Source organism: Ruegeria sp. CDSA077 (assembly GCF_059612265.1).
Genome location: NZ_JBXWQG010000004.1, coordinates 39,079 through 63,563, shown reverse-complemented (window position 1 = coordinate 63,563; position 24,485 = coordinate 39,079). Strand labels below are relative to the sequence as shown.

Annotated in this window: 23 protein-coding genes; 11 read left to right on the top strand and 12 right to left on the bottom strand. The window is 55.4% G+C overall.

Annotated elements, in window-relative coordinates; all coding sequences use genetic code 11:
* Window positions 1–380: 380 nt before the first annotated feature.
* The 4 genes from AC2FLE_RS11080 to AC2FLE_RS11065 all read left to right on the top strand — a co-directional run bounded on the left by AC2FLE_RS11080 (window position 381) and on the right by AC2FLE_RS11065 (window position 4,964).
* Complete coding sequence (locus AC2FLE_RS11080; protein ID WP_496697025.1) at window positions 381–1,583, top strand: YcaO-like family protein; 1,203 nt, start codon at window positions 381–383, stop codon at window positions 1,581–1,583.
* Window positions 1,583–2,905, top strand: a complete 1,323-nt coding sequence (locus AC2FLE_RS11075) for a TfuA-like protein (protein WP_496697023.1) — start codon at window positions 1,583–1,585, stop codon at window positions 2,903–2,905. The genes AC2FLE_RS11080 and AC2FLE_RS11075 overlap by 1 nt, the downstream gene beginning before the upstream one ends.
* Window positions 2,906–2,949: 44 nt before the next feature.
* Window positions 2,950–4,245 carry a gluzincin family metallopeptidase gene (locus tag AC2FLE_RS11070; protein WP_496697021.1) on the top strand — a complete coding sequence of 432 codons (1,296 nt, stop codon included), beginning with the start codon at window positions 2,950–2,952 and terminating at the stop codon, window positions 4,243–4,245.
* Between the two features lie 140 nt (window positions 4,246–4,385).
* Window positions 4,386–4,964, top strand: a complete 579-nt coding sequence (locus tag AC2FLE_RS11065) for a hypothetical protein (RefSeq protein ID WP_496697019.1) — start codon at window positions 4,386–4,388, stop codon at window positions 4,962–4,964.
* A gap of 52 nt (window positions 4,965–5,016) precedes the next feature.
* Here AC2FLE_RS11065 and AC2FLE_RS11060 read toward each other — a convergent pair whose 3' ends face one another.
* From AC2FLE_RS11060 to AC2FLE_RS11035, 6 genes are all read right to left on the bottom strand, one after another.
* Window positions 5,017–6,786, bottom strand: a complete 1,770-nt coding sequence (locus tag AC2FLE_RS11060) for an adenylate/guanylate cyclase domain-containing protein (RefSeq protein WP_281286267.1) — start codon at window positions 6,784–6,786, stop codon at window positions 5,017–5,019.
* A gap of 85 nt (window positions 6,787–6,871) precedes the next feature.
* Window positions 6,872–7,519 carry a GNAT family N-acetyltransferase gene (locus tag AC2FLE_RS11055; RefSeq protein ID WP_246097210.1) on the bottom strand — a complete coding sequence of 216 codons (648 nt, stop codon included), beginning with the start codon at window positions 7,517–7,519 and terminating at the stop codon, window positions 6,872–6,874.
* Between the two features lie 153 nt (window positions 7,520–7,672).
* Window positions 7,673–8,617: an ABC transporter substrate-binding protein gene (locus AC2FLE_RS11050; protein ID WP_142636294.1), complete on the bottom strand. Its 945-nt coding sequence runs from the start codon at window positions 8,615–8,617 to the stop codon at window positions 7,673–7,675.
* 48 nt (window positions 8,618–8,665) lie between these two features.
* On the bottom strand, window positions 8,666–9,673 hold the full coding sequence (locus tag AC2FLE_RS11045; RefSeq protein WP_496697017.1) for an ABC transporter permease: 1,008 nt from the start codon (window positions 9,671–9,673) through the stop codon (window positions 8,666–8,668).
* Entirely contained in the window at window positions 9,670–11,196 is a 1,527-nt protein-coding gene (locus AC2FLE_RS11040) for a sugar ABC transporter ATP-binding protein (protein ID WP_496697015.1), read from the bottom strand. The genes AC2FLE_RS11045 and AC2FLE_RS11040 overlap by 4 nt, the downstream gene beginning before the upstream one ends.
* A 40-nt stretch (window positions 11,197–11,236) precedes the next feature.
* On the bottom strand, window positions 11,237–12,790 hold the full coding sequence (locus tag AC2FLE_RS11035; protein WP_496697248.1) for a UxaA family hydrolase: 1,554 nt from the start codon (window positions 12,788–12,790) through the stop codon (window positions 11,237–11,239).
* 83 nt (window positions 12,791–12,873) lie between these two features.
* Between AC2FLE_RS11035 and AC2FLE_RS11030 the strand changes: the two genes are divergently transcribed.
* The 6 genes from AC2FLE_RS11030 (at window position 12,874) to AC2FLE_RS11005 (ending at window position 17,609) form a co-directional block, all read left to right on the top strand.
* Window positions 12,874–13,611, top strand: a complete 738-nt coding sequence (locus tag AC2FLE_RS11030; protein WP_496697013.1) for a GntR family transcriptional regulator — start codon at window positions 12,874–12,876, stop codon at window positions 13,609–13,611.
* A complete protein-coding gene (locus tag AC2FLE_RS11025; RefSeq protein WP_496697011.1) occupies window positions 13,608–14,660 on the top strand; it encodes an aldo/keto reductase in 1,053 nt (350 codons plus the stop codon). Before AC2FLE_RS11030 ends, AC2FLE_RS11025 begins: the two co-directional genes overlap by 4 nt.
* Window positions 14,650–15,078: an RbsD/FucU family protein gene (locus AC2FLE_RS11020; RefSeq protein WP_496697009.1), complete on the top strand. Its 429-nt coding sequence runs from the start codon at window positions 14,650–14,652 to the stop codon at window positions 15,076–15,078. The genes AC2FLE_RS11025 and AC2FLE_RS11020 overlap by 11 nt, the downstream gene beginning before the upstream one ends.
* Complete coding sequence (locus tag AC2FLE_RS11015; protein WP_496697007.1) at window positions 15,075–15,905, top strand: amidohydrolase family protein; 831 nt, start codon at window positions 15,075–15,077, stop codon at window positions 15,903–15,905. Before AC2FLE_RS11020 ends, AC2FLE_RS11015 begins: the two co-directional genes overlap by 4 nt.
* A gap of 86 nt (window positions 15,906–15,991) precedes the next feature.
* Window positions 15,992–16,747, top strand: a complete 756-nt coding sequence (locus tag AC2FLE_RS11010) for an SDR family oxidoreductase (protein ID WP_496697005.1) — start codon at window positions 15,992–15,994, stop codon at window positions 16,745–16,747.
* Window positions 16,748–16,766: 19 nt separating this feature from the next.
* Window positions 16,767–17,609, top strand: a complete 843-nt coding sequence (locus AC2FLE_RS11005; protein WP_496697003.1) for a fumarylacetoacetate hydrolase family protein — start codon at window positions 16,767–16,769, stop codon at window positions 17,607–17,609.
* A gap of 32 nt (window positions 17,610–17,641) precedes the next feature.
* Here the strand turns inward: AC2FLE_RS11005 and AC2FLE_RS11000 are convergent, their stop codons facing one another.
* Window positions 17,642–18,679: a GlxA family transcriptional regulator gene (locus AC2FLE_RS11000; protein ID WP_246097212.1), complete on the bottom strand. Its 1,038-nt coding sequence runs from the start codon at window positions 18,677–18,679 to the stop codon at window positions 17,642–17,644.
* Between the two features lie 157 nt (window positions 18,680–18,836).
* On the opposite strand from AC2FLE_RS11000, the gene AC2FLE_RS10995 reads away from it, so the two are divergent.
* Window positions 18,837–19,514: a GntR family transcriptional regulator gene (locus AC2FLE_RS10995; protein ID WP_142636309.1), complete on the top strand. Its 678-nt coding sequence runs from the start codon at window positions 18,837–18,839 to the stop codon at window positions 19,512–19,514.
* Window position 19,515: 1 nt separating this feature from the next.
* Here AC2FLE_RS10995 and AC2FLE_RS10990 read toward each other — a convergent pair whose 3' ends face one another.
* Genes AC2FLE_RS10990 through AC2FLE_RS10970 form a run of 5 tightly spaced genes read right to left on the bottom strand, consistent with a single transcriptional unit; the run spans window position 19,516 to window position 24,454 of the window.
* Window positions 19,516–20,472: an ABC transporter ATP-binding protein gene (locus AC2FLE_RS10990; protein ID WP_496697000.1), complete on the bottom strand. Its 957-nt coding sequence runs from the start codon at window positions 20,470–20,472 to the stop codon at window positions 19,516–19,518.
* Window positions 20,469–21,446 (bottom strand): ABC transporter ATP-binding protein, encoded by a 978-nt coding sequence (locus tag AC2FLE_RS10985; protein WP_142636312.1) that lies wholly within the window; start codon window positions 21,444–21,446, stop codon window positions 20,469–20,471. The genes AC2FLE_RS10990 and AC2FLE_RS10985 overlap by 4 nt, the downstream gene beginning before the upstream one ends.
* Window positions 21,447–21,450: 4 nt before the next feature.
* On the bottom strand, window positions 21,451–22,353 hold the full coding sequence (locus tag AC2FLE_RS10980) for an ABC transporter permease subunit (protein WP_185956667.1): 903 nt from the start codon (window positions 22,351–22,353) through the stop codon (window positions 21,451–21,453).
* Window positions 22,353–23,360: an ABC transporter permease subunit gene (locus tag AC2FLE_RS10975; RefSeq protein ID WP_142636316.1), complete on the bottom strand. Its 1,008-nt coding sequence runs from the start codon at window positions 23,358–23,360 to the stop codon at window positions 22,353–22,355. The genes AC2FLE_RS10980 and AC2FLE_RS10975 overlap by 1 nt, the downstream gene beginning before the upstream one ends.
* Window positions 23,360–24,454 carry a M24 family metallopeptidase gene (locus AC2FLE_RS10970; protein ID WP_496691599.1) on the bottom strand — a complete coding sequence of 365 codons (1,095 nt, stop codon included), beginning with the start codon at window positions 24,452–24,454 and terminating at the stop codon, window positions 23,360–23,362. The genes AC2FLE_RS10975 and AC2FLE_RS10970 overlap by 1 nt, the downstream gene beginning before the upstream one ends.
* Window positions 24,455–24,485: the final 31 nt, after the last annotated feature.

Here is a 24,485-nt window from a genome sequence, read left to right as displayed (position 1 = left end):
TATTTTATAAATTAGACCCAATAGAACAACTTTCCCGATTGCCCTGGGACCTTCGCACGAAAGAAGGCGCGCTTCTGACAGCTTTTCGAGACATTTTGGGTTTCCGGTCTAGCAATAAATGCCGCAGAATGAAGATTATGTTAAAATAGTGCGACATCCTTTGATTATCGTTGCTGCAATTCGATTCTAGGTGCTGGCTGCTGGACACAGTTGGTTCAGCCCGCGCTTATCATTGTCCAGCAAGTAGATTGTCGTGTTGAGACAATTATGGGCGGCAGAGTTGACCCATATGAAATCATCCCCCATCCTGAGCTGATCCGGTCACCGGCATGTATTTTCGCCTGGTGGCCAATTTCTTTTGTTTTTGGCAAGGTTGCATCATGTCTGACGTATCGGAAAAGCAATATGTGCTTGATACTCATCGCCTGCGAAGCCCCAGCCAAACATTGGAAATCGTAACGCCCTATTTGCGTGAAATGGGCATTACTCGAATAGCGAACTTAACCGGCCTGGATCGTATCGGATTGCCCACGGTCATGGTTGCGCGCCCGAATTCACGATCGGTTTCGGTGTCGCTCGGCAAAGGATTGTCAGTCCCGGCCGCGCAAGCGTCGGGGGTTATGGAAGCGATCGAAAGCTGGCACGCGGAACGGGTAACGGCGCCTCAACGTCTGGCACGATTTACCGATATAGCGCGCGATGCGCCGGTGGTGGATGTTGATAAGCTGCCTCGGGTGACTGGTGGCCGATTTGATCCTGATGCGAACAGATTGTGGGTAGAGGGTCGGGATTTGAATTCCGCTTGCGCCCGTTGGGTTCCAATGGAGATGGTCGATACCGATTATACGTCTTTGCCGATGGGTGGGCAGGTTGCTTTTCCCAGAACGACAAACGGTTTGGCATCCGGCAACAACCTGTTTGAAGCCAGTTGCCATGCGATCTTTGAACTCATCGAACGCGATGCCACCACACTGTGGCAATTTCAGTCCGCGCCAGCACGGATCCACCCAGACACTATCGATGATGACAGGTGCAAGGACGCAATAAGCATGATTGAGGCGGCGGGCCTGAACCTGGGCATCTGGGACACCACCTCGGACATCGGAATCGCCTGTTTCCGCTGTACGATCAGCGAGCCGGACGGGCAGAACGGCCACATCGGTATCGGTGATGGCTGCCATCCAGATCGCGCCATCGCTTTGTTGCGGGCCCTGACCGAAGCGGCACAAACCCGCCTCACCTATATCTCTGGCGCACGTGATGATCTGGACCCAGAAGAGTTTACTGACCAGGCGCAGACCGAAAGATGTGCCTATATTCGCAATCAGATTGACAGCTCGGACGCGACGCAGGATTTTTCGAATACTCCGACATATGCCACCGGTTCATTCCAAGAGGATTTGAACTTGCTGACTACCCGCCTCGAAACTGTAGGTATTTCGCAGGTGATCACGGTCGATCTATCGCGCCCGGAATATGAGATCGCCGTTGTCCGAGCTGTCATACCGGGGCTTGAAGCGCCTCATGACGACCCCGATTATATCGCCGGGGAACGCGCGCAGCGTGTAATGGAAACATACTGATGAGTGTCGTTATTTTTGTGGGCCCGACGTTGACTGCCGATGCTGTGGCCCAATGTTTGGACCCTGTGATCTTGCCCCCGGTCCGGCAGGGGGACGTATATCGCGTGGCACGTGATCGTCCGCGTGCGATCGGGATAATAGACGGCTTTTTTGAGGGCGTCCCGTCGGTCTGGCACAAAGAGATTCTTTGGGCGATGGATCAGGGAATCCCCGTTTATGGCAGTGCCAGCATGGGTGCTTTGCGCGCGGCAGAGTTGGCTGATTTCGGTATGATCGGCGTGGGTCGAATCTTTGAGGATTTCTACAGCCAAACCCTGCAGGATGACGACGAAGTTGCGGTCCTGCACAGCCCAGCAGAATTGGGCTATTTGCCATTGAGCGAGCCCATGGTCTCGGTCCGAGCAACGGTTGAGGAGGCGCAAAATCTAGGCATGTTGGTCGATGAACGTGCCGCAGAGGCTCTGCGGATTGCCAAAGGCATGAACTATCGTCAGCGCAGTTGGCCCAACATAATTGACGCGTTGAACGGGCTTTCTGATATCCAGGGCTTTGTGGACTGGCTGCCAAACGGCAAGGTTGATGCAAAAGCGCGTGATGCCGTTGAGATGCTTGGGCGTATGGCCGAAGATCTGGCAAACGACCTTCCCTTCCCGGCGACGCAGCAACCGACCGAAGAAACGCTGATGTGGAAAGGGCTGCGTGCCCGAGTGGATGCCGATCAGAAGGCCGATCAGGCGGTTATCGACGAAGTCAGGCTGAACCCGGACATGTATACGCGGCTGCGTGAACGGGCCGCGCTGACACTGCTAGCGCGGGAAGAGGCTGATCGGCGGGATGAGGAACCTGACCGCCCTGCCCTGATGGCACAAATGGATGCGCACCGGCAAAAAGCCGGCCTGTCGCGCCGCGCCGCTTTGATGGCATGGCTGGACGAGAATGATCTGAGTGTCGAGGAATACGAGGCGATGCTGGCCGATGCCGCTCGGGTGCACGGCCACATTACCTCTCGGGCTTCGGTCCTTGAGTCATCGCTTTTGCGCGAGTTGCGCCGTGACGGGAGCTATGCCGAATTGCGGGATCGTGCCCATCGCAAGGCACAAAGGGGAGCTGAATCATTGACTGCCCGAGGCGGTCCCGCAAGCAGGCGCCTACCTATGGTTATGTGGTATTTTGAAACACAGCTTGACCAACCAGTGCCGGATGATCTTGAATCATATGCAGTTTCACTTGGATTGGCCGGGCGGGAAGCATTTTTTGATTTGATAGAAGCAGAGTATTTGTTTTGTCACGCGGATGCCGGATTAAATAGTACCGTTGACTAGCCGCCCCAAGGCGGATCCGAGGCGTGGCCTGAAAGGGGGGTATTGTGAACTTACCAGATCACCTTGATGAAGAAGAGCCTGGAACGCGATTTCTGCTGTATCCGCAATCCCCTTTTCTGGAAGAGGACCCACAGCTTGAGCTAGTCGAAATATCGGCCCCGCAGGGCAGTATCGGCCCAGGTCCATCGGGTCCGCGCATGTACACGGTTAACCCTGTCGGAAAGACTACACCCTATGGGGCCATCGTGCCCGGACCGGATGGTCCGGGAATGTATCTGCCGCCCTGGAACGGATATATCCATCCCCCTGCAATGCCTGATGAGTTCGGTAACTTTATCCATATTGGCCCGTCGGACCCGGCTTTTGAGGCAGCGCATCTGTTTGGCTCGGCGCATTTCACGATGGACGTCTGGCAGGGCTATTTTGACCGACCAATCCCATGGCATTTCGCCCGCGATTTTGACCGGCTGGAACTGTCGCTGCTGCCAAGCCTGGACAATGCGCATATCGGTTGGGGTTTCCTTGAAACCGGGGGCACCCACGAACACGGGGACGAATATCGCCCCTACAGCCTGAATTTCGACGTGGTCGCACATGAAATCGGCCACTCAATCATTTACAGCGTCGTGGGCATGCCCACCGACGGAGATGTCTCGGGTGAATATTACGGGTTCCATGAATCAGCCGCCGATATGGTGGCGCTTCTGGCCTCTTTGCATTTTGGCTCGGTGGTAGAGGCGCTGTTGGAAAACACCAAAGGCAATCTCTACAGCTTCAACCGGCTGAATCGCTTTGCCGAGCTTTCGGAAAATGCACAGATCAGAACGGCCGCAAACAACCGGTCACTATCGGAATTCGCTGCCGGATGGTCCAGTGAACATGCACTTTCCGAGCCACTGACAGGTGCAATGTTCGACATTTTGGTGGACATCTATCATGAGCGCCTGTTGGTTCATGACCTTATCACACAGGCCGAGGAAGACCTGTCCGATCAGCTAGAGGATTCACCCGATTACAGCGCGGTCATGCAGGGTATTTTTGACAAGCGATATGCCGAAAACCCTGATGGATTCCGCGTAGCACTTCTTGAGGCGCGCGATTTCCTGGGCACCTATCTGGCCGACGCTTGGAGCATGTTGGACGCCGATATGCTCAGCTATTTCGGTGTGGAAAAGGCCATGCTGGCGGTGGATCAGGAAATTACCGGGGGTGCCTTCCGTCGGATCATCGAAGGTAACTTTCGGATGCGTGATATAGGGGTGGCAACTGCCGGTCCGCGGCTGCCGGACCCCGATGAAGACAGTCACGCACACTCCGTCCGCACGCAGGTTCCAGACTGATGACAGCAAAATTCTTTTTTTTTCGGCAGATTTATGGCATTTAGAGGCGGGGTGATTTTTGAGGAGACACCGATGCGGTCATCCTCGGGATTTAATCGAAGGGGGTTCGGGTGATGAACCCATATTTGGGAGATGAGTTTATGGCGGAATCCTTGCTCAGTTTTTCGGAAGTGTTGATTTACGGCAGAGTTATCGACGATTTGGATTACGACCCTGCGAAAAAGAAAAGCAGAGGCAAAGGCAACAACAAACATCTTGATGAGCAACTCGCGAGCTCAGGAAATGACGAAGCAAAATTTGCCAAGATTTACGGGTTTGCCTATGAAGGCACCTACTACGACCTGCCCGAGCCGGTGATTTTCCTGGTTCACGGCGATGGTCAAGATGTCGCCAAAAAGGGCGAGCCACCAAACCAGGCCTCGCGCGCGCCCACGGATCCTTCGATCGGCGGTGTTGCGGCGGCGGACTATCAGGTCGCTGACGGTATCAAGTTCTGGAGTTATGATAAGTCCGATCAGACCATGCGCATGGATGTCACGACAGGCCAGTTCGAACAGGTTCTTTTAGACCTCTATTTCGGCTTTGACAGCCCTGCTATTAGCGGTGCAAAGGTCAGCGGTGCCAAAGTAAGTGGTGCCAAGGTCAGTGGCGCGAAAGTCAGCGGTGCCAAGGTCAGTGGCGCCAAGGTTAGCGGAGCCAAAGTGCGCGGCGGCGACTGATTTTCGGACAAAGTCAGCAAAGAAGGCGCGGGTTCTCGCGCCTTTTTCCGTTCTAAAATCCCGCTTTTTTCAGCCCTTCGACAAAGTGCTGCGTGTCGTCTTCCAGACGGTCGGGCAGCACCTTGGCCCAGCGTGACAAAGAAAAGTTCGGGTGTGCGGCGCGGTGCTTTTCAGCAATCATGCGTGCCATATCCATGTTGCCCAGCTGCGCATGGCTGGCGGCCAGCATCCGTTGACCCTCGGTCGGATTGTTCATCTTGTTGACGGTTTCGATAACATCTTCATAGCGCCTGAGATTGTAATAGGCGCCGCCGAGGTGCCAGAGATACTGATCCGGAAAGTACGGGTTCAGACGCATGGCCTGTTGCAGATGCGTGATGGCGGTCTCATTTTCCCCCGAATGTGCAAGCGCATCGGCGAAATCCGAATGCATATCCGCATCATTGGGGTTGAGAGCCAAAGCACGTTGGTAAGACTGAAGCGCCGCACTATGTTCCTTGCGATACAGATGGACAAATCCCAGCTCGCCAAATCCCCGTGCGTCTGTTGGGTCCAATTCGATCGACCGCTGTGCCAAAGACAGCGCCTGCTCGAAAGCACTGCCTGGATCTTCGGTCCACGAGTATCGCCAATCCAGATTCAACGTTCGGGACAAGGCGGCGGCGGCACGGGCATAGTTGCCGTCCCGTTCCAGCGCAGATTGATAGAAATTCTGTGCCTTGCGGTTGTCGTTGCGCGTGTATTTGAAGATGTGCTGCTGCCCCTGCAGGACAGAGCCATATGCCTCCAGATCTGAAGGAACGGCCTGAACCATAACTTGGCGCTCATGGGATTCGATCATTACGGCCGTGGCCGCGACGATACATTCAGTCACCTCGTCCAGAATATCAAATATATCGTCAATGTTTCGATCAAACCGCTCACCCCAAATCGTGCGTTCAGTGTTTGCATCGACCAGTTCCGCAGTAATGCGGATTCGACTGGAAGAGCGACGCACACTGCCACGGGCGATATACCGGACATTCAGCTTTCTTGCGGCTTCCTTCGGTGGCATGGACTGCGCCCTGAAGAAGAATGATGAGTTTCGGGCGATGACGAACAGGTTTCTGAATTTGGAAAGGTTCAGAATGATGTCGTCGGTCAGACCATCGGCAATCCAGCCGTCAGACTCATCCCCGCCGCTGATGCTGAACGGTAGCACAGCGACCGACGGAGTGTCCGGGCGTTCCAACAGATCGACAATAGCGTCGGGACGCATGGTGCCCGCCAAAGTAGCACCGGCAACTTCGCTGCGGACACAGTAGGTTGAAACCGGCGAAAGAATGTTCTTCAGATGCTGCGGACCAAGAAATTCGTACCCATACCGCAACCGGTTACAAACCTGATCATACACCGCAGAGCTGACATAGACGCGCTCGGGTTCCGCAATTTCTTGCAATCGCGCTGCAATGTTGACGTTGTCGCCATGAATTCCACGCTCATCTATCAGGATCTCTCCAAGATGGATGCCAACGCGAAACTTGATTTGCTGTTGATCTGATCCTGAATCGTTGTGCTGGGCAGAAATTTGGTGCAGCTCAACACCAAATTCGACCGCGCTGGTCGCTGTTTCAAACAGGGCCAGGATGCCGTCACCGCGCACTTCGACAACACGCCCCTGATAACGGGCGCATGCGGCTTCGATCTGCGATAGAAGTGTCTTCAATGCGTTGTAGGTGTCGAGTTCGTTCTCACTCATCAGGCGAGAATAGCCGACGACATCTGCAAATAAGACTGCACCCAGCTTCTGAGTGATTGATGAATTCGGGTTAACTGTATTCACTGGCGGTACTCGATTCCTGAGTTCTGAACGAACCCTAACTTTTGTATAACAAAAAAAGATTTGAAATGATTGGTAATAACGTCTCTTAGTCCGACCCAGTCTCTTGCGGGGGCCAACACCAGCAATCCGAGGCATTATTGCCAAGCTTAACGATGGTTTCACCGCCCAATTCTTTCGCCAGTGAATTTCGGTTTTCGAACCAATCGCTGCTCAGCAACCCGACCACAACCATATCGTGAAATTGACCATCTGCAAACCAGGCCTGACGCATCGACCCCTCGATCTGGCACCCCAGTCTGGCAACCAAGTCTCTGCTGCTGACATTATCCGCCCTATAATACGACGTCAGCCGGTTCAGCCCCAGTTGTCGAAAGGCGAAATCGGCGACCAAAGCCGTCGCTCTGATACCAACCCCATGGCGGCGCACCGAATGATCGACGAACATCGCAACGACAGCATCGCGATTGATCGGCGATATCCCCTCGAGGCCGCTCATGCCGACCAGTTTTCCCGCCGAATTCTCCACAACGAACCAACACCTGCGGCCGATGGCTGAGCCGGTGAACATGTCGCTCCAGCTTTCCTCTGTCTGTGCAAGATTAAGAGGAATGCGGGACACGCGTTCGAATTTGGCTAAATCCTCTACATTTTGAAACCAAGGCAGAATTGTCTCAAGATCGGATTTTTCCAGGGGACGCAGGACATAGGTCTTGTTGCTGGGCTTTTTTTTCACCGGAATTTCAACCTTCAATAAACATCAAAAAAATAACCCGTAGAGGATAGCATGAAAACGCCACAAACAGAAAAGATGATTGTTGCAACCCAGTAAAACAAAAAAACCGGTCCGCCGATCGGGCGAACCGGTCCGTATTAAGCTGTCAGGCTCTTAGTCGTAAAGAACTGCCGCGATCTTCGGATCGTCAATATTGGAAGCATCGTAATAGTAAAAGCCGGTGTCGATTAGGGCCGGGACTTCTTCGCCTTTCATCGCCGCGACGGCCGCCTTGACCGTTTCATAGCCGATACCAACCGGGTTCTGGGTGATTGCCCCGGTCATCAGACCACTTTTGATCGCGTCTTTTTGGGCTTTGCCGCTGTCATAGCCAATGATGACAAGGCCTTCGGTGCCCAATTCCTGTACCCCGTTCACGACACCAATGGCAGAGCCTTCATTGGTGCCAAAAATACCATCCAGATCGGGGTTTGCAGTGAGGATCGCTTTTGTCACCTCGGTTGATTTCAGATGGTCTCCCTGCCCGTACTGAACGGTGACAACCTCGATATCAGGGTATTTTTCCGCAATGCGGTTCACAAATCCATCGCGGCGGTCAATGCCAGTGCGGCTGGTCTGGTCGTGGGCTACCACTGCAACTTTGCCTTTTCCACCAATCTTTTCGGCCATTTTGTCAGCGGCAAGCCCCGCTGCAGCTAGGTTATCAGTTGTGGCAGTAGAAACAGGAATATCACTGTCGACACCGCTGTCAAAAGCGATGATCGGGATACCCTTGTCATTTGCCTGCTTCAGCAACGGAATGGCGGCCTGACTGTCGAGTGCGGCAAAGCCGATGGCTTTTGGATTGTTTGCCAGTGCTGCGGCCAGCATGTCGATCTGACGGTCAACCATCGTTTCGTTGTCCGGTCCTTCGAATGTGATTGTGACGTCAAACTCTTCGGCCGCCTGTTCGGCGCCCTGCTTTACCGCCTGCCAGAATTGGTGCTGGAACCCTTTGGATACCAGCGGAATATAGATTTCTTCCGCCATGGCCATCGAGGCCGGAGCTGCGAGGGTGGCTGCGCTGAGCGCCCCCAGAACGAAACGACGTGTTAACATGATATTCTCCTCCAGTTGGTCGTTATCTTCTTTGGTCCTAAAAATTGTTCACCCGGTCTTTTTGCGCCGCGCCATGTCGGCATAGACGGCCAGAATGATGATTGCGCCAGTGACAACGGTCTGCCATTCCTGCGCGACAGACAGAACGCGCAGCCCATTGGTCAGGACAGCCATGATAAGCGCGCCGATGAGCGTTCCCAGGATCGTGCCGCGCCCGCCGGACAGAGAGGTTCCGCCAATGACCACAGCCGCGATGGCCTCAAGTTCGTATCCCAGCCCCAAAGCGGGTTGAGCCGAGTTCAGGCGCGAGGCGATCAGGATGCCGCCGATGCCGCAAATTCCCCCGGCCAGCGCGTAGATTCGCATCTTCCAGGCGTCGGTGTTGACACCCGACAAGCGGACCGCCTCTTCGTTTGATCCCAAAGCGAACGTATAGCGGCCCAAAACAGTGCGGCTGAGGATATAGGATGCTGCAATCGCGACCAAAAACAAGATCAGCACGCCGTTCGGGATAGGTACCGAGGGGACGATTTCTCCAATCAGAGACCCGCGCGAGATCTGATCGAAACCAGGCGTGTCATTGAAATAGATCGGTCGTGTGCCCGAGATAACCAGCGATAGACCCTTGAGGATCAGCATCATGCCCAGAGTCGCGATGAAGGGCGGGATTTTCATTTTGGCCACAAATGTGCCCGAACACAGACCACAAAACGCACCCGCTGCAATGGCTGCAGCAACACCCAAAAGCAGGGGCATGCCGAGATAAGTCAGGGCTACGCCCGCAATCACGGCGCAGAAGGTCATCAAAGTGCCAACCGACAGGTCGATTCCGCCCGTGATGATCACCAGAGTTGCGGCAACGGCCAGTACGCCGTTGACCGAAGTTGCCTGCAGAATGGCAATCATGTTCGAGGTTTGCATGAAGTTCGGCGATGCGATCGAAAAGCCGATCAACAGGGCGATGAGACTGGCAAAGGCCAGCAGCTTTTGATACGCGCCGCTTTCCGACAGGCCCGCCAGGGGCTTTTTCTTGTCTATTTCCGTTGCTGTGGTCATGTTGCTGTCCCTGTGACCTGCATCGCCGCCGTGCGTTGGGTGGCCAGATGCATGATGTCTTCCTGAGTGGTGTTGTTTCCGCCGGGCAGAATTCCGGTCAGCCGGCCTTCGCACATGACGGCGATGCGGTGGCTGAGGCGCATGATTTCCGGCAATTCGGATGAGATCACGATGATCGTCTTTCCCTGCGCGGCCAGTTCTTCGAGCAGTTTGTAGATTTCCGATTTTGCACCGACATCAATACCGCGCGTGGGTTCGTCAAAGATCAGGATGTCGCAATCTCGCAGAAGCCATTTTGCGATGACTACCTTTTGCTGATTGCCGCCGGACAACAGGCGCACCTCTTGCACATCCGAGGGTGTGCGAATGCCAAGCTGGGCAATATAGCCCTTGGCGGTCGAGCTGATTTCGCCGTCGTTTAGTACCCCGGCAGCACTGGTGAACATATCCATCGAAGCGAGAGCGATATTGTCGCGGACATTCATCCCGGTGGCGAGGCCGAAATGCTTGCGATCCTCGGACAGGTACCCGATCCCGGCGCGCACCGCGTCCTGGGGTGAGCGGATGGGAACGCGGTGCCCATGCACGCGGATTTCGCCGCCATCTAAGGGATCAGCGCCAAAGATTGCTCGGGCCACCTCGGTCCGCCCTGCCCCCATCAGCCCGGCAAACCCCAAGATTTCACCCTTCCGGACCGAAAAGCTGACATCTTTCAGATCCGTGCCTCGCGACAGTCCTGCGACTTCCAGAGAAACCTCGGCATCGCTCAGGTCCGGCACATCCAGAGGGTCTTCGGATACTTCGCGCCCAACCATCATCGCAATGATCTTGCTGATCGGCGTGTCACTGGCACCGACAGTGCCAACATATTCACCGTCGCGCATGACAGTCACACGGTCGGCGATTTGTTTCAGCTCGTCCATTTTGTGGCTGATATAGACAATCCCCACCCCTTCGGCCCTCAGGCGACGGATGATGACAAAAAGCTCGGCAATCTCGGCGTCGTTCAGGGCCGCGGTCGGTTCGTCCATGACCAGAACCTTGGAGCGATAGGACAGCGCCTTGGCAATTTCGACCATCTGCTGCTTGGCAATGGTCAACCCGCCGACCAGCGCTTTGGGATCGAGATTCAGGTTCATCGCCCCGAAGATTTCGGCGGTTTGAGCATTCAGCGCAGCCTCGTCCAGGCGACCAAAACGTTTCCGGGGCTCGCGTCCGATAAAGATGTTCTGCGCTACGGTCAGATCATTCATCAGACTCAGTTCCTGATGGATGATCCCGATCCCGAGGTTCTGAGCCTCACGCGGGGATGTGGGACTGGCTGATTTGCCTTGAATGGCCAAGTCGCCGCCATCGCGCTGATAGATCCCGGACAGGATTTTCATCAACGTACTCTTACCCGCCCCGTTTTCCCCCATAAGCGCGTGGACTTCGCCCGAAAACAGATCGAACTGCACGGATTTCAGCGCGTGCACACCGGGGAAATACTTTTCGATCCCCTTCATTTCGACCAGTTTTTCCATCTCTCCTCCCATTTTGCCCCTACCCCTGACGAACCTGCGGCTACATAACAGCGCCGATTTGCCAGGGGACAAATTCAACGCCCCCAAAACCAAGCTCTTCGCTTTTTGTTTGTTCGCCCGATGCGACACGGATCAACATTTCGAACAACTCTTCGCCCTTGGCCTCGATACTGACCCCGTCAGTGACGATGTCGCCGCAATTCAGATCCATGTCTTCGGACATGCGGGCGTACATTTCCGAATTTGTTGCCAGCTTGATGCAGGGCGTGGGTTGATATCCGGAGACCGACCCCCTGCCCGTGGTGAACACGATCAAATTGGCACCTGCTGCTACCTGACCCGTGACTGAGCAAGGATCGAACCCGGGGCTGTCCATGAAGACAAAGCCCTTTTTGTCGATAATTTCACCAAATCTGTAGACGTCGCGCATTGGGGCCGTGCCCCCCTTGGCCACCGCACCCAGAGACTTTTCAAGAATGGTCGTCAGTCCACCGCGCTTGTTTCCGGGGCTTGGATTGTTGTCCATCTCGCCACCATTGCGCTTGGTGTAATCTTCCCACCAATGAATACGGTCGATCAGTTTTTCGCCAATTTCCGGTGTTTCTGCGCGCCGGGTCAAAAGATGCTCGGCGCCATAAATTTCAGAGGTTTCCGATAGGATTGTTGTTCCGCCATGGCGCACAAGCAGATCAGAGGCATATCCAAGCGCCGGATTGGCAGTGATGCCGGAATAACCATCCGAGCCACCGCATTGCATCCCGACCGTAATCGCACTGATCGGAGCGGGCTTGCGCACCGCCTGATTGGCCAGCCGCGCGATCCCCTCCAGCTCGGCAAGCCCGCGCTCGATCGTGCGGCGCGTACCGCCTTCGTTTTGGATGGTCATATAGCGCAAGGCACCGTCCTCGCGGATGGGGCGGCCATCAACCAGACTGGCCACTTGCATGACCTCACATCCCAGCCCGATCAGCAGAATGCCGGCAAAGTTCGGGTGCTGGGCGTACCCGGCCAGGGTGCGCATCAACGTAGCATAGCCGTCATCCTTGGCCGACATACCGCAGCCCGTGCCATGCACGATGGGCACCACCCCGTCCACGTTGGGATATGGATCAAGCAACCCGCTTTTTGAGGCCGCTTCGGCGATGAACCGGGCTACTGAACCCGAACAATTCACTGTCGTCAGAATTCCGATATAGTTGCGCGTGCCAACCTTCCCATCGGACCGGTGATACCCAAGAAAACTCCGTTCTTCGTCGATATGCGGCAAAGGGGTATTTGCGGTCGCATGGGCATAGTCCTGCTGATGGGCCCCCATACCAAGATTGTGGACATGGACGTGATCTCCGGCTGCGATATCTGCCTTTGCCTGACCAATGATCTGACCATAGCGAATGACGTTTTTTCCGGCAGAAATTGGGGTAATAGCAATCTTGTGCCCACGCAGAACCTGATCCCGAAGCGGGACATTCAGCCCGGAAGGCTGCGTGCCGATCTTCAGATCTCGGAGTGCAATGACGATATTGTCGTCCGGGTTCAACCTGACTGTATCGCGCGCTGCGGGCTGAGGAGCCTTTATTTTCTGATCTGGTTGCATCATTTTCCTGTTTGCTGATCCCGACTGCTAATCGTCGGGCACGTACTTGTCAACTAACATGTTAGTATGCTAGGTCACTAAATATGAATAAACCACAGGACATAAACGCTCTGCACCTACGCGATATTTCTACGTCTGAGGGCTCGTTGTCTCAGCGCGTTTACCTCTCAATCAAGCATGCAATCCTGTCGCTGGACTTCGCGCCGGGCGACAACCTCAGGAAGGCGCCGATATGCGAACGCCTTGGCGTTTCGCGTGCGCCCGTGACCGAGGCGATTGCCCGACTTGCTTCCGAGGGTCTGGTGGATGTAGTGCCCCAATCCGGCACGCGCGTATCCTATTTCTCGATGTCCGAAATTCGCGAGGGTATGTTCCTGCGTGAAGCACTTGAACTTGCGACGGTCGCCAAAGTCGCGCGCGATTTGACCGAGGATCAGCGCAAGATACTGGGCCGCAACATGCGTCTGCAAGAGCTGCTGATCGAAGATGAAGATGTCCCCGGCTTTTACGAGGCGGATGAAGAATTCCACGGCCTGCTAATGAAATTCACAGGATTCAACAGGTTAAGCGACGTCGCGCAAACCGTTTCACTGCAAGTGACCAGAGCACGAATGCTGCTGCTGCCCACCCCGGGCCGGGTGGTGGAAACGCTGGCCGAACACCGCGCCATTTTCAACGCGATTCTTGAGAGAGATGAAAAAGCTGCACAGGACGCCATGCAACGTCATCTGGGGCAGTTGATGCCTCGGATTCAACGCTTGCAGCAGGAACAGTCCCACCTTTTCACGGACTCCCCTCATCCAATACGCGAGGCAGGATGACAGTTACCGCAACAGAGCTTCTAAATGGCCGCACGGCGCGACCCGTTCCGCTGACTCGGATGGGTTTTGGTGGCGCGCCTTTGGGGAATCTCTATCGCAAAGTATCAGATGAGGATGCGCAGGCTGCGCTGCAGGCAGCCTTTGATTTGGGTATCCGATTTTTTGACACTGCACCGCAATATGGGTTGGGCCGCTCAGAGCAACGATTTGGCCAGGCTATTGCCCGGTTCGGACGCGAAGAGATTCAACTTTCGACCAAGATCGGGCGTCTGCTGCTAGATTGCGCACCGCATCAGGTCACACCCGAAGCCTTTGTTGATGTGCCGCAGAAACGTATCGTTTTCGACTATACCTATGACGGGGTCATGCGATCCTACGACGCCAGCCGCGACCGGTTGGGTGTCTCATGCGCCGATATCCTGCTTGTGCATGACGTCTGTGCGTTCAGTCAGGGCAGTCAGGAGGCATCTGATGCCAAGATCCGGGAACTGTTCGATGGCGGCGGATACAAAGCTCTGGTTGAACTTCGTGAAGCCGGTGAAATCTCCGCCATTGGAGCCGGTGTAAATGAATGGCAGGTCTGCGAAAGATTATTGGGCTTGGGCGACTTTGACGGGTTTCTTCTGGCAGGCCGTTATACCCTCTTGGAACAAGACGCTTTAGACAGCTTTCTACCCCTTTGCGAAAAGCGGGACGTGGGCATAATTCTTGGCGGGCCGTACAACTCGGGTATCCTCGCAACCGGCGCTATTCCCGGTGCGAAATACAATTATGCTGATGCACCCGAAGACATCCTTGCCCGAGTTCGCCAGATCGAGGCTGTCTGCTCAGCCCATGATACACCACTGATCGCTGCTGCCTTACAATTTGTCCTTGGCCATCCCTGCGTCAAAACCGTTGTCCCCGGCGCGGTGAATGCTGCCGAGGTGCAGGCCAATGCGGCCCTGCTCGAACGTCAAATCCCCGCTGCGCTTTGGTCTGATCTGTGTTCGGAAGGATTGATCCGTTCCGACGCCCCCCTTCCCGGAGAGGCTGCCTATGCTGCGTAATATTGATCCCATCCTGTCGCCTGACCTGTTGTACACCCTGCGCGCTATGGGGCATGGCGATGAAATCGTGATTGCGGATGCGAATTTCCCCGGCTCCAGCTCTGGGCCGGGCTGCATACGTGCCGACGGGTCAAGCGCCAGCGAAATCCTAAGAGCTATTTTGTCTGTCATGCCGTTGGACACATTTGTCCCTGACCCGGCCCTGACCATGCAGGTTGTTGGCGATCCGGATGCTATACCTGAGGCCATCGCCGATTTTCAGACCATTATCAGCGAAATAGCGGACCACCCGGCCACGATACAGGGCCTTGAACGTTTCGCCTTTTACGACCGTGCGGCCACAGCTTTTTCGATCGTGCAAACCGGCGAACGTCGGCTGTATGGCAACATCATCCTGAAAAAGGGTGTTCTTGGATGAAGATCGACGCCCATCAGCATTTTTGGACATTGGCGCGCGAAGACTATGGCTGGCTGACTCCGGATCTGGGGCCGATTTACGCGGATTTCGCGCCCGCGGATCTGGCCCCATTGCTGAAAGGAGCGGGAATTGACGGTACGGTCTTGGTACAGGCTGCGCCGACAGCTGCTGAGACCGAGTATCTGCTGTCACTCACCGAGCAGGCCCCGTTCATAAAAGGCGTTGTCGGATGGGTTGATTTTGAGGCCGCCGACGCACCGGAACAAATCGCACGACTGGCTGCCCACCCGGTTTTTGTCGGTTTGCGCCCCATGGTTCAGGACATTCCCGACCCATTATGGATGCTCAAGGATGGGCTGACACCGGCTTTTGACTCTCTGCAACAGTCAAACCTTACCTTCGATGCGCTGACCCTGCCGCGACATCTGGGGCCGCTTCAACAGCTGCTGGATCGGCACCCACATATGCGCACGGTGATTGATCACGGTGCCAAGCCCCTGATCCGGGAGGGAGTCATGGAGGGCTGGCAAGAAGACATGTCGACATTGGCCCGAAATACAAATGCCTGGTGCAAACTTTCCGGGTTGGTGACCGAGGCCGGGGCGAATTGGACGGTAGAAGACTTGAAGCCCTATGTGGATCACCTGCTGAACACATTCGGGCCCTATCGCCTGATCTGGGGCAGCGACTGGCCGGTTTGCACATTAAACAGCAGTTATGAACGATGGCTCGAGGCGACCGATACGCTGTTAACCGGTCTGTCACCACACGAGCATCAGGCGATACGGGGCGGTAATGCTGCCCAAGCCTATGACCTCAGGAACTAGATTGATCTTTCCGAGGCTGTATGCCGATGGGATTTTGCCGTTGTGGTTCCCCGAAGCTTGGATTTTAGAAGGAGAGTGAAATAGATATGACATCATCCGAAAACCTTGGCCGTCTGGCTGGAAAAACTGCTCTGATCACCGCCGCGGGACAGGGCATCGGGCGTGCAACAGCCGAATTGTTCGCCGCCGAAGGTGCACAGGTTTTTGCCAGCGACATCAATGATACCTCTCTGGCAGAGTTGCAAAATATCCAAGGCGTTACGTCGGTAAAACTTGACGTAACCGATGCGGCGGCAGTGCAGGCCTTCGTCGCGGACACGCCCCCGTTGGATGTTTTGTTCAACTGCGCAGGATATGTGGCTGGCGGGTCCATTCTGGAATGTGATGAACGTGACTGGGATTTCAGTTTTGAGCTGAACGTCAAATCGATGTACCGGCTGATCCAATGTGCCCTGCCAACCATGCTGGAACATGGTGGCGGGTCTATCATCAACATGTCTTCGGTCGCCTCTTCGTTGAAGGGCGTTCCAAACAGGTTTGCATATTGCGCCTCGAAAGCCGCCGTAATCGGACTGACGAAATCGATCGCAGCCGATTTCGTCACACAAGGCATCCGGTGCAATGCGATCTGCCCCGGCACTGTCGACAGCCCCAGCTTGCACGACCGGTTGCGCGCAACTGGGGATTACGAGAAAGCAATGACTGATTTTATTGCGCGGCAACCCATGGGCCGCATCGGAACCGCAGATGAGATCGCGGAACTTGCGCTCTATCTGGCCAGCGATGTCAGCAAATACACAACCGGACAGCCCTTTGCCATTGATGGCGGCTGGACGATCTGAAGCAAATGAGGAATGTGAAATGAAATTGCTACGATACGGCCCAGCAGGCGCGGAAAAGCCGGGCATAGTTGATAAAGACGGCACTATCCGGGACCTGTCGGGGATCGTCGCCGACATTGCTGGGGAAGCGCTTAGCGATGAAACCCTCGCACGGCTGCGCGCGCTGGATCTTGAAACCATGCCACCCGTCGATGCCGACAGCCGTATCGGCGCCTGTGTTGGACGTGTCGGAAAGTTCATCTGCATCGGTTTAAACTTTGCCGATCACGCGGCCGAAAGCGGCATGGACCTACCTGCTGAGCCGGTGGTCTTTTTCAAAGCGACATCCGCCATCATAGGCCCCGATGACACGGTTGAAATCCCCCGCGGGTCAGTCAAGACCGACTGGGAGGTGGAACTGGGCGTCGTCATCGGAAAAGAAGCAAAATACATCTCGGAGGATGAAGCACTGGCCCATGTCGCAGGATATTGTGTGATCAATGACCTGTCAGAACGGGATTTTCAGCTGCACCGTTCAGGTCAGTGGGTCAAAGGTAAATCCGCAGATACGTTCGGCCCAATCGGTCCCTGGCTGGTGACACGGGACGAAATCCCTGATCCCCAAGACCTGCCAATGTATCTTGAGGTGAACGGGCATCGGTATCAGGATGGCTCGACCAGAACGATGCATTTCAGTGTCACAGCGGTGATCTCGCACCTGTCGCAATTCATGTCACTGCAACCCGGCGACGTGATCTCGACCGGGACACCCCCCGGTGTGGGTCTGGGGCAAAATCCGCAGGTTTACCTCAAACCTGGAGACAAGATGGAACTGGGGATCGAAGGTCTGGGGGTTCAACGTCAGAACGTTATACAGGGATAGCCCCTGGGACCTATCAAGTGGTGCTCATCCAGTTATTCTGGGTGGGTTTCCTCGGACCAGGATCGCCGGAAATTATGCGGTGATATTCTGAATCGGTTCCGGAAATGCACAGAAAGCCTATCCGTACTGGAAAACCCGGATGCAAAGGCTATCTCAGAAACGCTCAGGTTTGTTTCATTCAACAGGGCAAAAGCCCGGTCCAGCCTGAGTTCATTGTAGAACCGTCCCGGCGACATGTTAGTGTGCTGCCTGAACAGCCGCTCCATATGCCGCCGGGACAGGGACGCCTGATCCGCTATTGCCTCGAGGCTAAGCTGCGTTTCAATATTTTCGCGCATGATTTGCACCGCTTCGATCAATTTGGCATTTCGCGTGCCCAAAAGCGCCGAAACCGGCGATACCTGTTTGCTGCCGCCTTCTCCCAGCCTTCTGTGCAGGCACATTTCCGAAACATTGTTTGCCAAGGCGTTTCCAAACAATTCCTCGATAACTTCAAGCATCATGTCAGTGCTGGCGTGCCCGCCCCCGCATGTTCTAAGTTTCCCGTCAATTTCATAGAGGTTCTGGGTCGGCTCCATTGTTGGGAAGTTCTCACAAAAGCCAGGCCGGTTTTCCCAATGGACGGTAAAGTTTCTGGTTCCGATCACGCCCGCCTTTGCTAAGGCAAATGCACCGGTACAAATCCCACCGAACTCACATCCATGCGCCTTTTGGCGCCGAATCCAGTTCAGGACATTTGTGTTGAAAGACCTCATCGGTTGCGTTCCGGAACACACAAAGACAAACGCTCCCTTCTCCAGGTCATGAACCGAGTGATCCGCCTGAACACGTATGCCGTTGGAACAGGTCACGGGTTCTCCGTCGGTGGAGAGCACGTACCATTCGAACAGCTGCTTTCTGGACAGTTGATTTGATATGCGCAGAGGCTCAATCGCGGCACTGAAAGCCAGCATCGTCGTGTTGGGTAAAAGCAGAAAATAGAAGGCCTTGGGCGGCCCGTCATAGGAAACGTCCACGGAAATTGCGCCTTTTGGCAAAAAGCGCGGATTATCCATACGATCCTCTTTCATGTTTAATCCTTATAGAACGTGACCATTTTTACTGTGGCAGCCGAGGCGGCTTGAAATCAATCAACACTTTATATTCATTAGTGAATGCAAGGCTCTTGGAAAACCGGTGTCTATTTTGTATTTTGGATACAAAATTACACCAGCAAAGACTGTAACAATGCCAAGAACCCGCGCAATTCCCAGGCAAAGTTTGCCCGATGTCATCACAAATGACCTGCGCGAGCGGATTCTAAGCGGTGAGATGGCAGAAGGTGAAGCCATCCGTCAAGAAGCATTGGCAGAAGACTATGACGTGTCACGCATGCCCATACGAGAAGCGTTAAAACGGCTTGATGCAGAGGGTCTTGTGCAGCTGACCAACAATCGCGGCGCTGCGGTGACAAGACATTCGCTGTCAGAAATCGGTGAGATATTTGACCTCCGGATAATGTTGGAGGTCGATCTGTTCAGGCGTGCAATTCCACAGATGACCGAGGCAAATTTTGCCGAATGCGAAAGGTTTCTGGACGAAATGGAAACGTCCTACGAAGCCTATGATGTCGGGCGGTGGGGTGGTTTGAACTACGAATACCACAATGCGCTTTACGCTGCAGCAGACCGTGGGATCACCAATGATATACTACAACGGATCAATCTACAGTCCGATCGCTATGTCCGTATGCACCTGAGCGTTATGGAACAACGCGAGCCCGCAAAAAAGGACCATCGCCAACTGCTGACGCTGGCCGAGAATGGGCAAGTTGAGGAAGCCTGCGCGCTGTTGACCCAACATATTGGGCGCACAAAAGACCATTTGCTTGCGATGGTCACCGCAACGCGCAGTTCCGAGAGCTAACCTAACCCAGCGGATGCAGGCACGCAGCCTGATGGGTTGTTCCTTGCAGATCGGGTGGTGCCGCACGGCATTCGTCAGTTGCCAGCCAGCATCGCTGAGCAAAGGCACATCCTTTGGGGATATTCATCGGTGAGGGCAACTCACCTTCCAGCTTGATCCGTTCCTTACGCGCCTCGGGGTCGGCACGCGGTGTCGTCGACAACAACGCTTTGGAATAAGGATGCCGGGGCGCCGCGAACAACTGTTCTTTCGGAGCTTTCTCGACTGCGCGCCCCAGATACATGACGATTACGTCATCAGCGAAATGCTTCACCACCGACAGGTCATGCGAGATGAACAGGTAGGCCAGGTTCAGACGCTCTTGCAGTTCAACCAGCAGGTTCAGGATTTGTGACTGGATCGAAACATCCAGCGCCGATACCGGCTCATCCAAAACCAGAACCTTGGGGTTCAGCATCAGGGCTCGGGCAATCGCAATCCGCTGCCGTTGGCCGCCCGAAAACATGTGGGGGTAGCGATCATAATGCTCGGGGCGCAGACCGACAAGATCAATCATTTCGCGCGCGCGAGTTTCCCGTTCCGCAGCGGTCAAATCGGGCCGGTTGATGATCAGAGGTTCCTGCAGGATCTGACCGATCCGTTGTCGCGGATTAAGCGAACCATAGGGATCCTGAAACACGATCTGCACGTTTTTGCGCATCTCAGCCCATTTTGACGGGGTGATATCGACGCCGTCGATGGTCAGTGTTCCCGAAGTGGGCTCTTCAATCATCGTTACGACGCGAGCGAGGGTGGATTTACCGCACCCGGACTCTCCTACAATGGCCAGCGTCTTGCCAGGCTCTAGGGCAAAATCCACACCGGAAAGGGCTTTGACCGTTGCCGATTTCGACAGCAATCCCCCTTTGACCTCATAGTGCCGGGCCAACGCGTTTGCCTGAACGATCGGGGCGGTCATGCCAATTCTCCAGCGGTGATTTCCTTGACGTGGTGACAGCGGGCCTTGCCGAAATCTGCTCCATGCGGAGCGGGTGGTGTGTTCCGGCACAGGTCATCGGCGAATTGGCATCGCGGGCTGAATAAGCAACCTTTGGGACGGTCAAATTGACCAGGAACAACACCTGGAATCGTCGGCAGCAATTTCGAAGTTGCCCGTTCAGGCAAAGCGTTCAGCAAAGCTGAGGTATAAGGATGGCGGGGTGTGCGGAACAGATCGCGTACCGGCTGTTCCTCGACCTTTTGACCGGCATATTGGACCTGAACCCGCTCGGCGGTTTCTGCCACAACACCCATGTCATGGGTAATCAGAACAAGGCCCATTCCCTGCTCATCGCGCAATCGGACCAACAGATCCAGAATCTGCGCCTGAATCGTTACATCAAGCGCGGTAGTGGGTTCGTCCGCGATCAGAAGTTTCGGGGTGCAGGCAATCGCCATCGCGATCATGACCCGTTGATTCATGCCGCCCGACATCTGGTGAGGGAACGTATTCAGACGGCTCTCGGGTGCCGGGATACCCACCAGGTCAAACAGCTCAATCGCGCGCTGATGACGGTCTTTGCGGTTTAGCCCCAAATGGATACGCAGTGCTTCTTTGATCTGGAAACCGACCGTAAAACAAGGGTTTAGCGAAGACATCGGCTCTTGAAAGATCATGGCAATATCTTTGCCGATGATCTTGCGCCGATCCCGTGCCGAGATTTTGGTCAGGTCGCGACCCTCAAAGCTCATTTCATCTGCCGTGATCGTCGCCGTCCATGGCAGCAACCCCATCAGCGCCAGCATTGACACGGATTTCCCCGAGCCGCTTTCTCCGACGATGGCCATCAACTCGCCCTTGTTGACAGACAGATCAACGCCATCCACAGCGCGGAACTCACCCGACGCAGTAGCAAACTCGACCGAAAGATTTCGGATTTCCAACAGGCTCATGTCTTCAGCTCCGTTTCAGCTTGGGGTCCAGCGCGTCGCGCAGACCGTCGCCCATCAGGTTGATTGCCAGCACCGTGACCAGAATGGCCAGGCCAGGGAAAGTTACCACCCACCAGGCGCGCAGAATGAATTCGCGCGCTTCGGCCAGCATTGTGCCCCATTCCGGCGTGGGCGGCTGCGCCCCCATGCCCAGAAAGCCAAGTGCCGCAGCATCCAGAATCGCGGTCGAGAAGGACAGCGCCGCCTGGACAATGATCGGTGCCAGACAGTTCGGCAGCACGGTTTTGAACATCAGGCGTGCCTTGCTTGCACCGGCCACACGGGCCGAGGTCACATAATCCTTTTGCCGTTCGGCCAGAACCGAGGCGCGGGTGAGGCGCACGTAATGTGGTTGAAACACAATGGCGATGGCGATCATTGCATTGGTCAGAGACGGGCCCAGAATGGCGACCAGAACCAGTGCCAGCAGCAGCGACGGAAAGGACAGGATAATATCCATCACGCGCATGATCATCGTATCGACCCATTTGGGTGCAAACCCGGAAAGCAGGCCAAGAACCACACCGCCTGACACGGCCACACAAACCACGACGATCCCGACAAAGAAAGAATAGCGAGATCCCATAATCAGCCGCGACAGCATATCCCGGCCCAGCGGATCAGTTCCCAGCGGGAAGGCCCAACTGCCGCCTTCCTGCCATGCCGGAGGTTGCAGTATATGCTCGCGGAACTGTTCGGTTGGATCGTAGGGGGCCAGCAAAGGTGCGAAGGCAGCGCAAAAGACAAAGGCCGCGAATACCCACAGGCCAATCACCGCGCCGCGGTTTTCACTGAAATAAAACCAGAATTCGCGCAAGGCGCTTGGGCGGTCTTCGGTTTTGGGTGCGTTTGCAGATAGTTCAGCCATCACCGCCTCCGGATTTTTGGATTGATGATGCCATAAAGGACATCGACCAGTAGGTTCACCAGCATCACGATCACGGCGATCATCAGAAGACCGCCCTGCACCACCGGGTAATCGCGCCGGAAGATGCTGTCGACCATCCACTTGCCGATGCCCGGCCAGCTAAAGATCGTCTCGGTCAGAATTGCACCAGCCAGCAAAGTTCCAACCGACAGGCCGATCACCGTAATCACGGGGATCAACGCATTACGCAGAGCATGCAGCCCGTTGATCCGAGTGGGTGACAGGCCTTTTGCCCGCGCGGTACGAATGTAGTCCTCGCCCAGAACCTCAAGCATCGCCGAGCGCGTCTGACGCGCAATGACAGCCAGCGGGATCGTCCCCAGAACAATCGTTGGCAGAATCAAATGCCGAACAGCCGACGTGAATGCCCCGGGTTGCCCCGACAAAAGACTGTCGATCAGCATAAAGCCGGTCACGCTGGGGAAGTAATACAGAAGGTCGATCCGGCCCGAAACAGGCGTCCAGCCCAGATTGCCCGAGAACACGATGATCAGCAGCAGCGCCCACCAGAAGATAGGCATCGAATATCCCACCAGCGCAGATGACATCAGTGCCCGATCAAAGAATTTACCCCGGTTGACTGCGGCAATGACACCGGCGGGCAACCCAAGGGCCACCGCGAAGATCATCGCGCAGATTGACAACTCCAGCGTCGCTGGGAACAGGGCAAAAAACTCGTCCCAGACCGGTTTCTTGGTGACAAAGCTTTCGCCCAGATCGCCCTGCATAACGCCGGTCAGATAGTCCCAATATTGTTGGAGGACCGGCTTGTCGAAGCCCAGTTTGACCACCATTTCCTGATAGCGTTCCTCGGACATTCCGCGTTCACCGGCCATGACGATGATCGGATCACCGGGCAAAACCCGAATGAACATGAAGGAGATAAGCGTTACACCCAGGAATGTCGGAATGAACATACCGAGACGAGAAAGAAAGTAGCCAAACATCAGCGACCTATGATTGTGAGATCTTTGGGAAAGTGGGTCAGCGACCGACAGCCATCCCCTGTAACAAGCACGTCATCTTCTATGCGCACGCCGAAATTGTCCAGCGCGTAAAGGCCAGGCTCGTTTGTCCAAACCATGCCCGGCAGGATTTCCTGGTCGTTTCCACGCATGATATACGGCGCTTCGTGAACGTCGCGGCCCAGACCGTGGCCCGTTTTGGTGCGGATCCGATCGGCATAGGGTGACGCTTCGAGAACGCCGATCACGGCATCGTCGATATCATGCGCCGTGACACCGGGACGGCAGGCTTTGAATCCTGCCAGATTGGCGCGCAGAACGGTGTCATAGACCGCCCTGCCCTCGTCCGAGACCTCTTCGACAAAGAACGTGCGGGTGATGTCGGCGGCAAACCCATGTTTGCGGGCTCCGAAATCAAACAAAAGCGCATCGCCCGGTTTGATCTGGTAATCCGCCCGCGCCTTACCATGGGGCCGCGCCGAGTTATCCCCGGCGGCAACAATCGGCGAAAATGCCAGCGAGGCGGCGCCTTCCGCAAACAGCGCCTGAATCAAGGCCTGTTCAATCTGCAATTCGGTCTGACCGACGCGCACATCCGCAATCACGCGCTCTAACGCGCGTTCAGAGATGTCGATCGCGGCTTGAAGCGCTGCGATATCGTCTTCTGTCTTGATAATGCGCAAGCCAGAAATTTCACGCTCGGCATCGACAATCTGCAGGTCCGGTAACGCGTTGGTAAACGCCTTCGACACAAAGACTCGCATCACCTGCCCTTCCACAGCCAGCGATGTCAGCGGCATATGCTTGGCGAGGGCTGCAAAGGCGTCATCATACCCGGTCTGGTCGAACCAGTCGAAAACGGCGCCTTCAAATCCAACCAGGTCCCAACTGCCGAGCTCAAGGTTGGGAACGATGGCCGCAGGAGAACCTTCGCCGGGGACCACGACCACAAAAGGCCGTTCGTGGCTCATGAAAGGTTTTCCCAATGCGCGGGTGAAATTCGGGCCGGGCACAAGGGCCACGGCATCAACTGACATGTCCTTTGCCAGTTGACGGTACTCGGACAAATTCGGCATCAGGGCCGACCTCCAATAAGAAACCGGAGCC

Coding starts and splice junctions, on each gene's coding strand:
- AC2FLE_RS11080 (WP_496697025.1), top strand. CDS start 381: ATGTCTGACGTATCGGAAAAGCAATATGTGCTTGATACTCATCGCCTG.
- AC2FLE_RS11075 (WP_496697023.1), top strand. CDS start 1,583: ATGAGTGTCGTTATTTTTGTGGGCCCGACGTTGACTGCCGATGCTGTG.
- AC2FLE_RS11065 (WP_496697019.1), top strand. CDS start 4,386: ATGGCGGAATCCTTGCTCAGTTTTTCGGAAGTGTTGATTTACGGCAGA.
- AC2FLE_RS11050 (WP_142636294.1), bottom strand. CDS start 8,617: ATGTTAACACGTCGTTTCGTTCTGGGGGCGCTCAGCGCAGCCACCCTC.
- AC2FLE_RS11045 (WP_496697017.1), bottom strand. CDS start 9,673: ATGACCACAGCAACGGAAATAGACAAGAAAAAGCCCCTGGCGGGCCTG.
- AC2FLE_RS11040 (WP_496697015.1), bottom strand. CDS start 11,196: ATGGAAAAACTGGTCGAAATGAAGGGGATCGAAAAGTATTTCCCCGGT.
- AC2FLE_RS11035 (WP_496697248.1), bottom strand. CDS start 12,790: ATGCAACCAGATCAGAAAATAAAGGCTCCTCAGCCCGCAGCGCGCGAT.
- AC2FLE_RS11030 (WP_496697013.1), top strand. CDS start 12,874: ATGAATAAACCACAGGACATAAACGCTCTGCACCTACGCGATATTTCT.
- AC2FLE_RS11025 (WP_496697011.1), top strand. CDS start 13,608: ATGACAGTTACCGCAACAGAGCTTCTAAATGGCCGCACGGCGCGACCC.
- AC2FLE_RS11020 (WP_496697009.1), top strand. CDS start 14,650: ATGCTGCGTAATATTGATCCCATCCTGTCGCCTGACCTGTTGTACACC.
- AC2FLE_RS11015 (WP_496697007.1), top strand. CDS start 15,075: ATGAAGATCGACGCCCATCAGCATTTTTGGACATTGGCGCGCGAAGAC.
- AC2FLE_RS11010 (WP_496697005.1), top strand. CDS start 15,992: ATGACATCATCCGAAAACCTTGGCCGTCTGGCTGGAAAAACTGCTCTG.
- AC2FLE_RS11005 (WP_496697003.1), top strand. CDS start 16,767: ATGAAATTGCTACGATACGGCCCAGCAGGCGCGGAAAAGCCGGGCATA.
- AC2FLE_RS11000 (WP_246097212.1), bottom strand. CDS start 18,679: ATGAAAGAGGATCGTATGGATAATCCGCGCTTTTTGCCAAAAGGCGCA.
- AC2FLE_RS10995 (WP_142636309.1), top strand. CDS start 18,837: ATGCCAAGAACCCGCGCAATTCCCAGGCAAAGTTTGCCCGATGTCATC.
- AC2FLE_RS10990 (WP_496697000.1), bottom strand. CDS start 20,472: ATGACCGCCCCGATCGTTCAGGCAAACGCGTTGGCCCGGCACTATGAG.
- AC2FLE_RS10985 (WP_142636312.1), bottom strand. CDS start 21,446: ATGAGCCTGTTGGAAATCCGAAATCTTTCGGTCGAGTTTGCTACTGCG.
- AC2FLE_RS10980 (WP_185956667.1), bottom strand. CDS start 22,353: ATGGCTGAACTATCTGCAAACGCACCCAAAACCGAAGACCGCCCAAGC.
- AC2FLE_RS10975 (WP_142636316.1), bottom strand. CDS start 23,360: ATGTTTGGCTACTTTCTTTCTCGTCTCGGTATGTTCATTCCGACATTC.
- AC2FLE_RS10970 (WP_496691599.1), bottom strand. CDS start 24,454: ATGCCGAATTTGTCCGAGTACCGTCAACTGGCAAAGGACATGTCAGTT.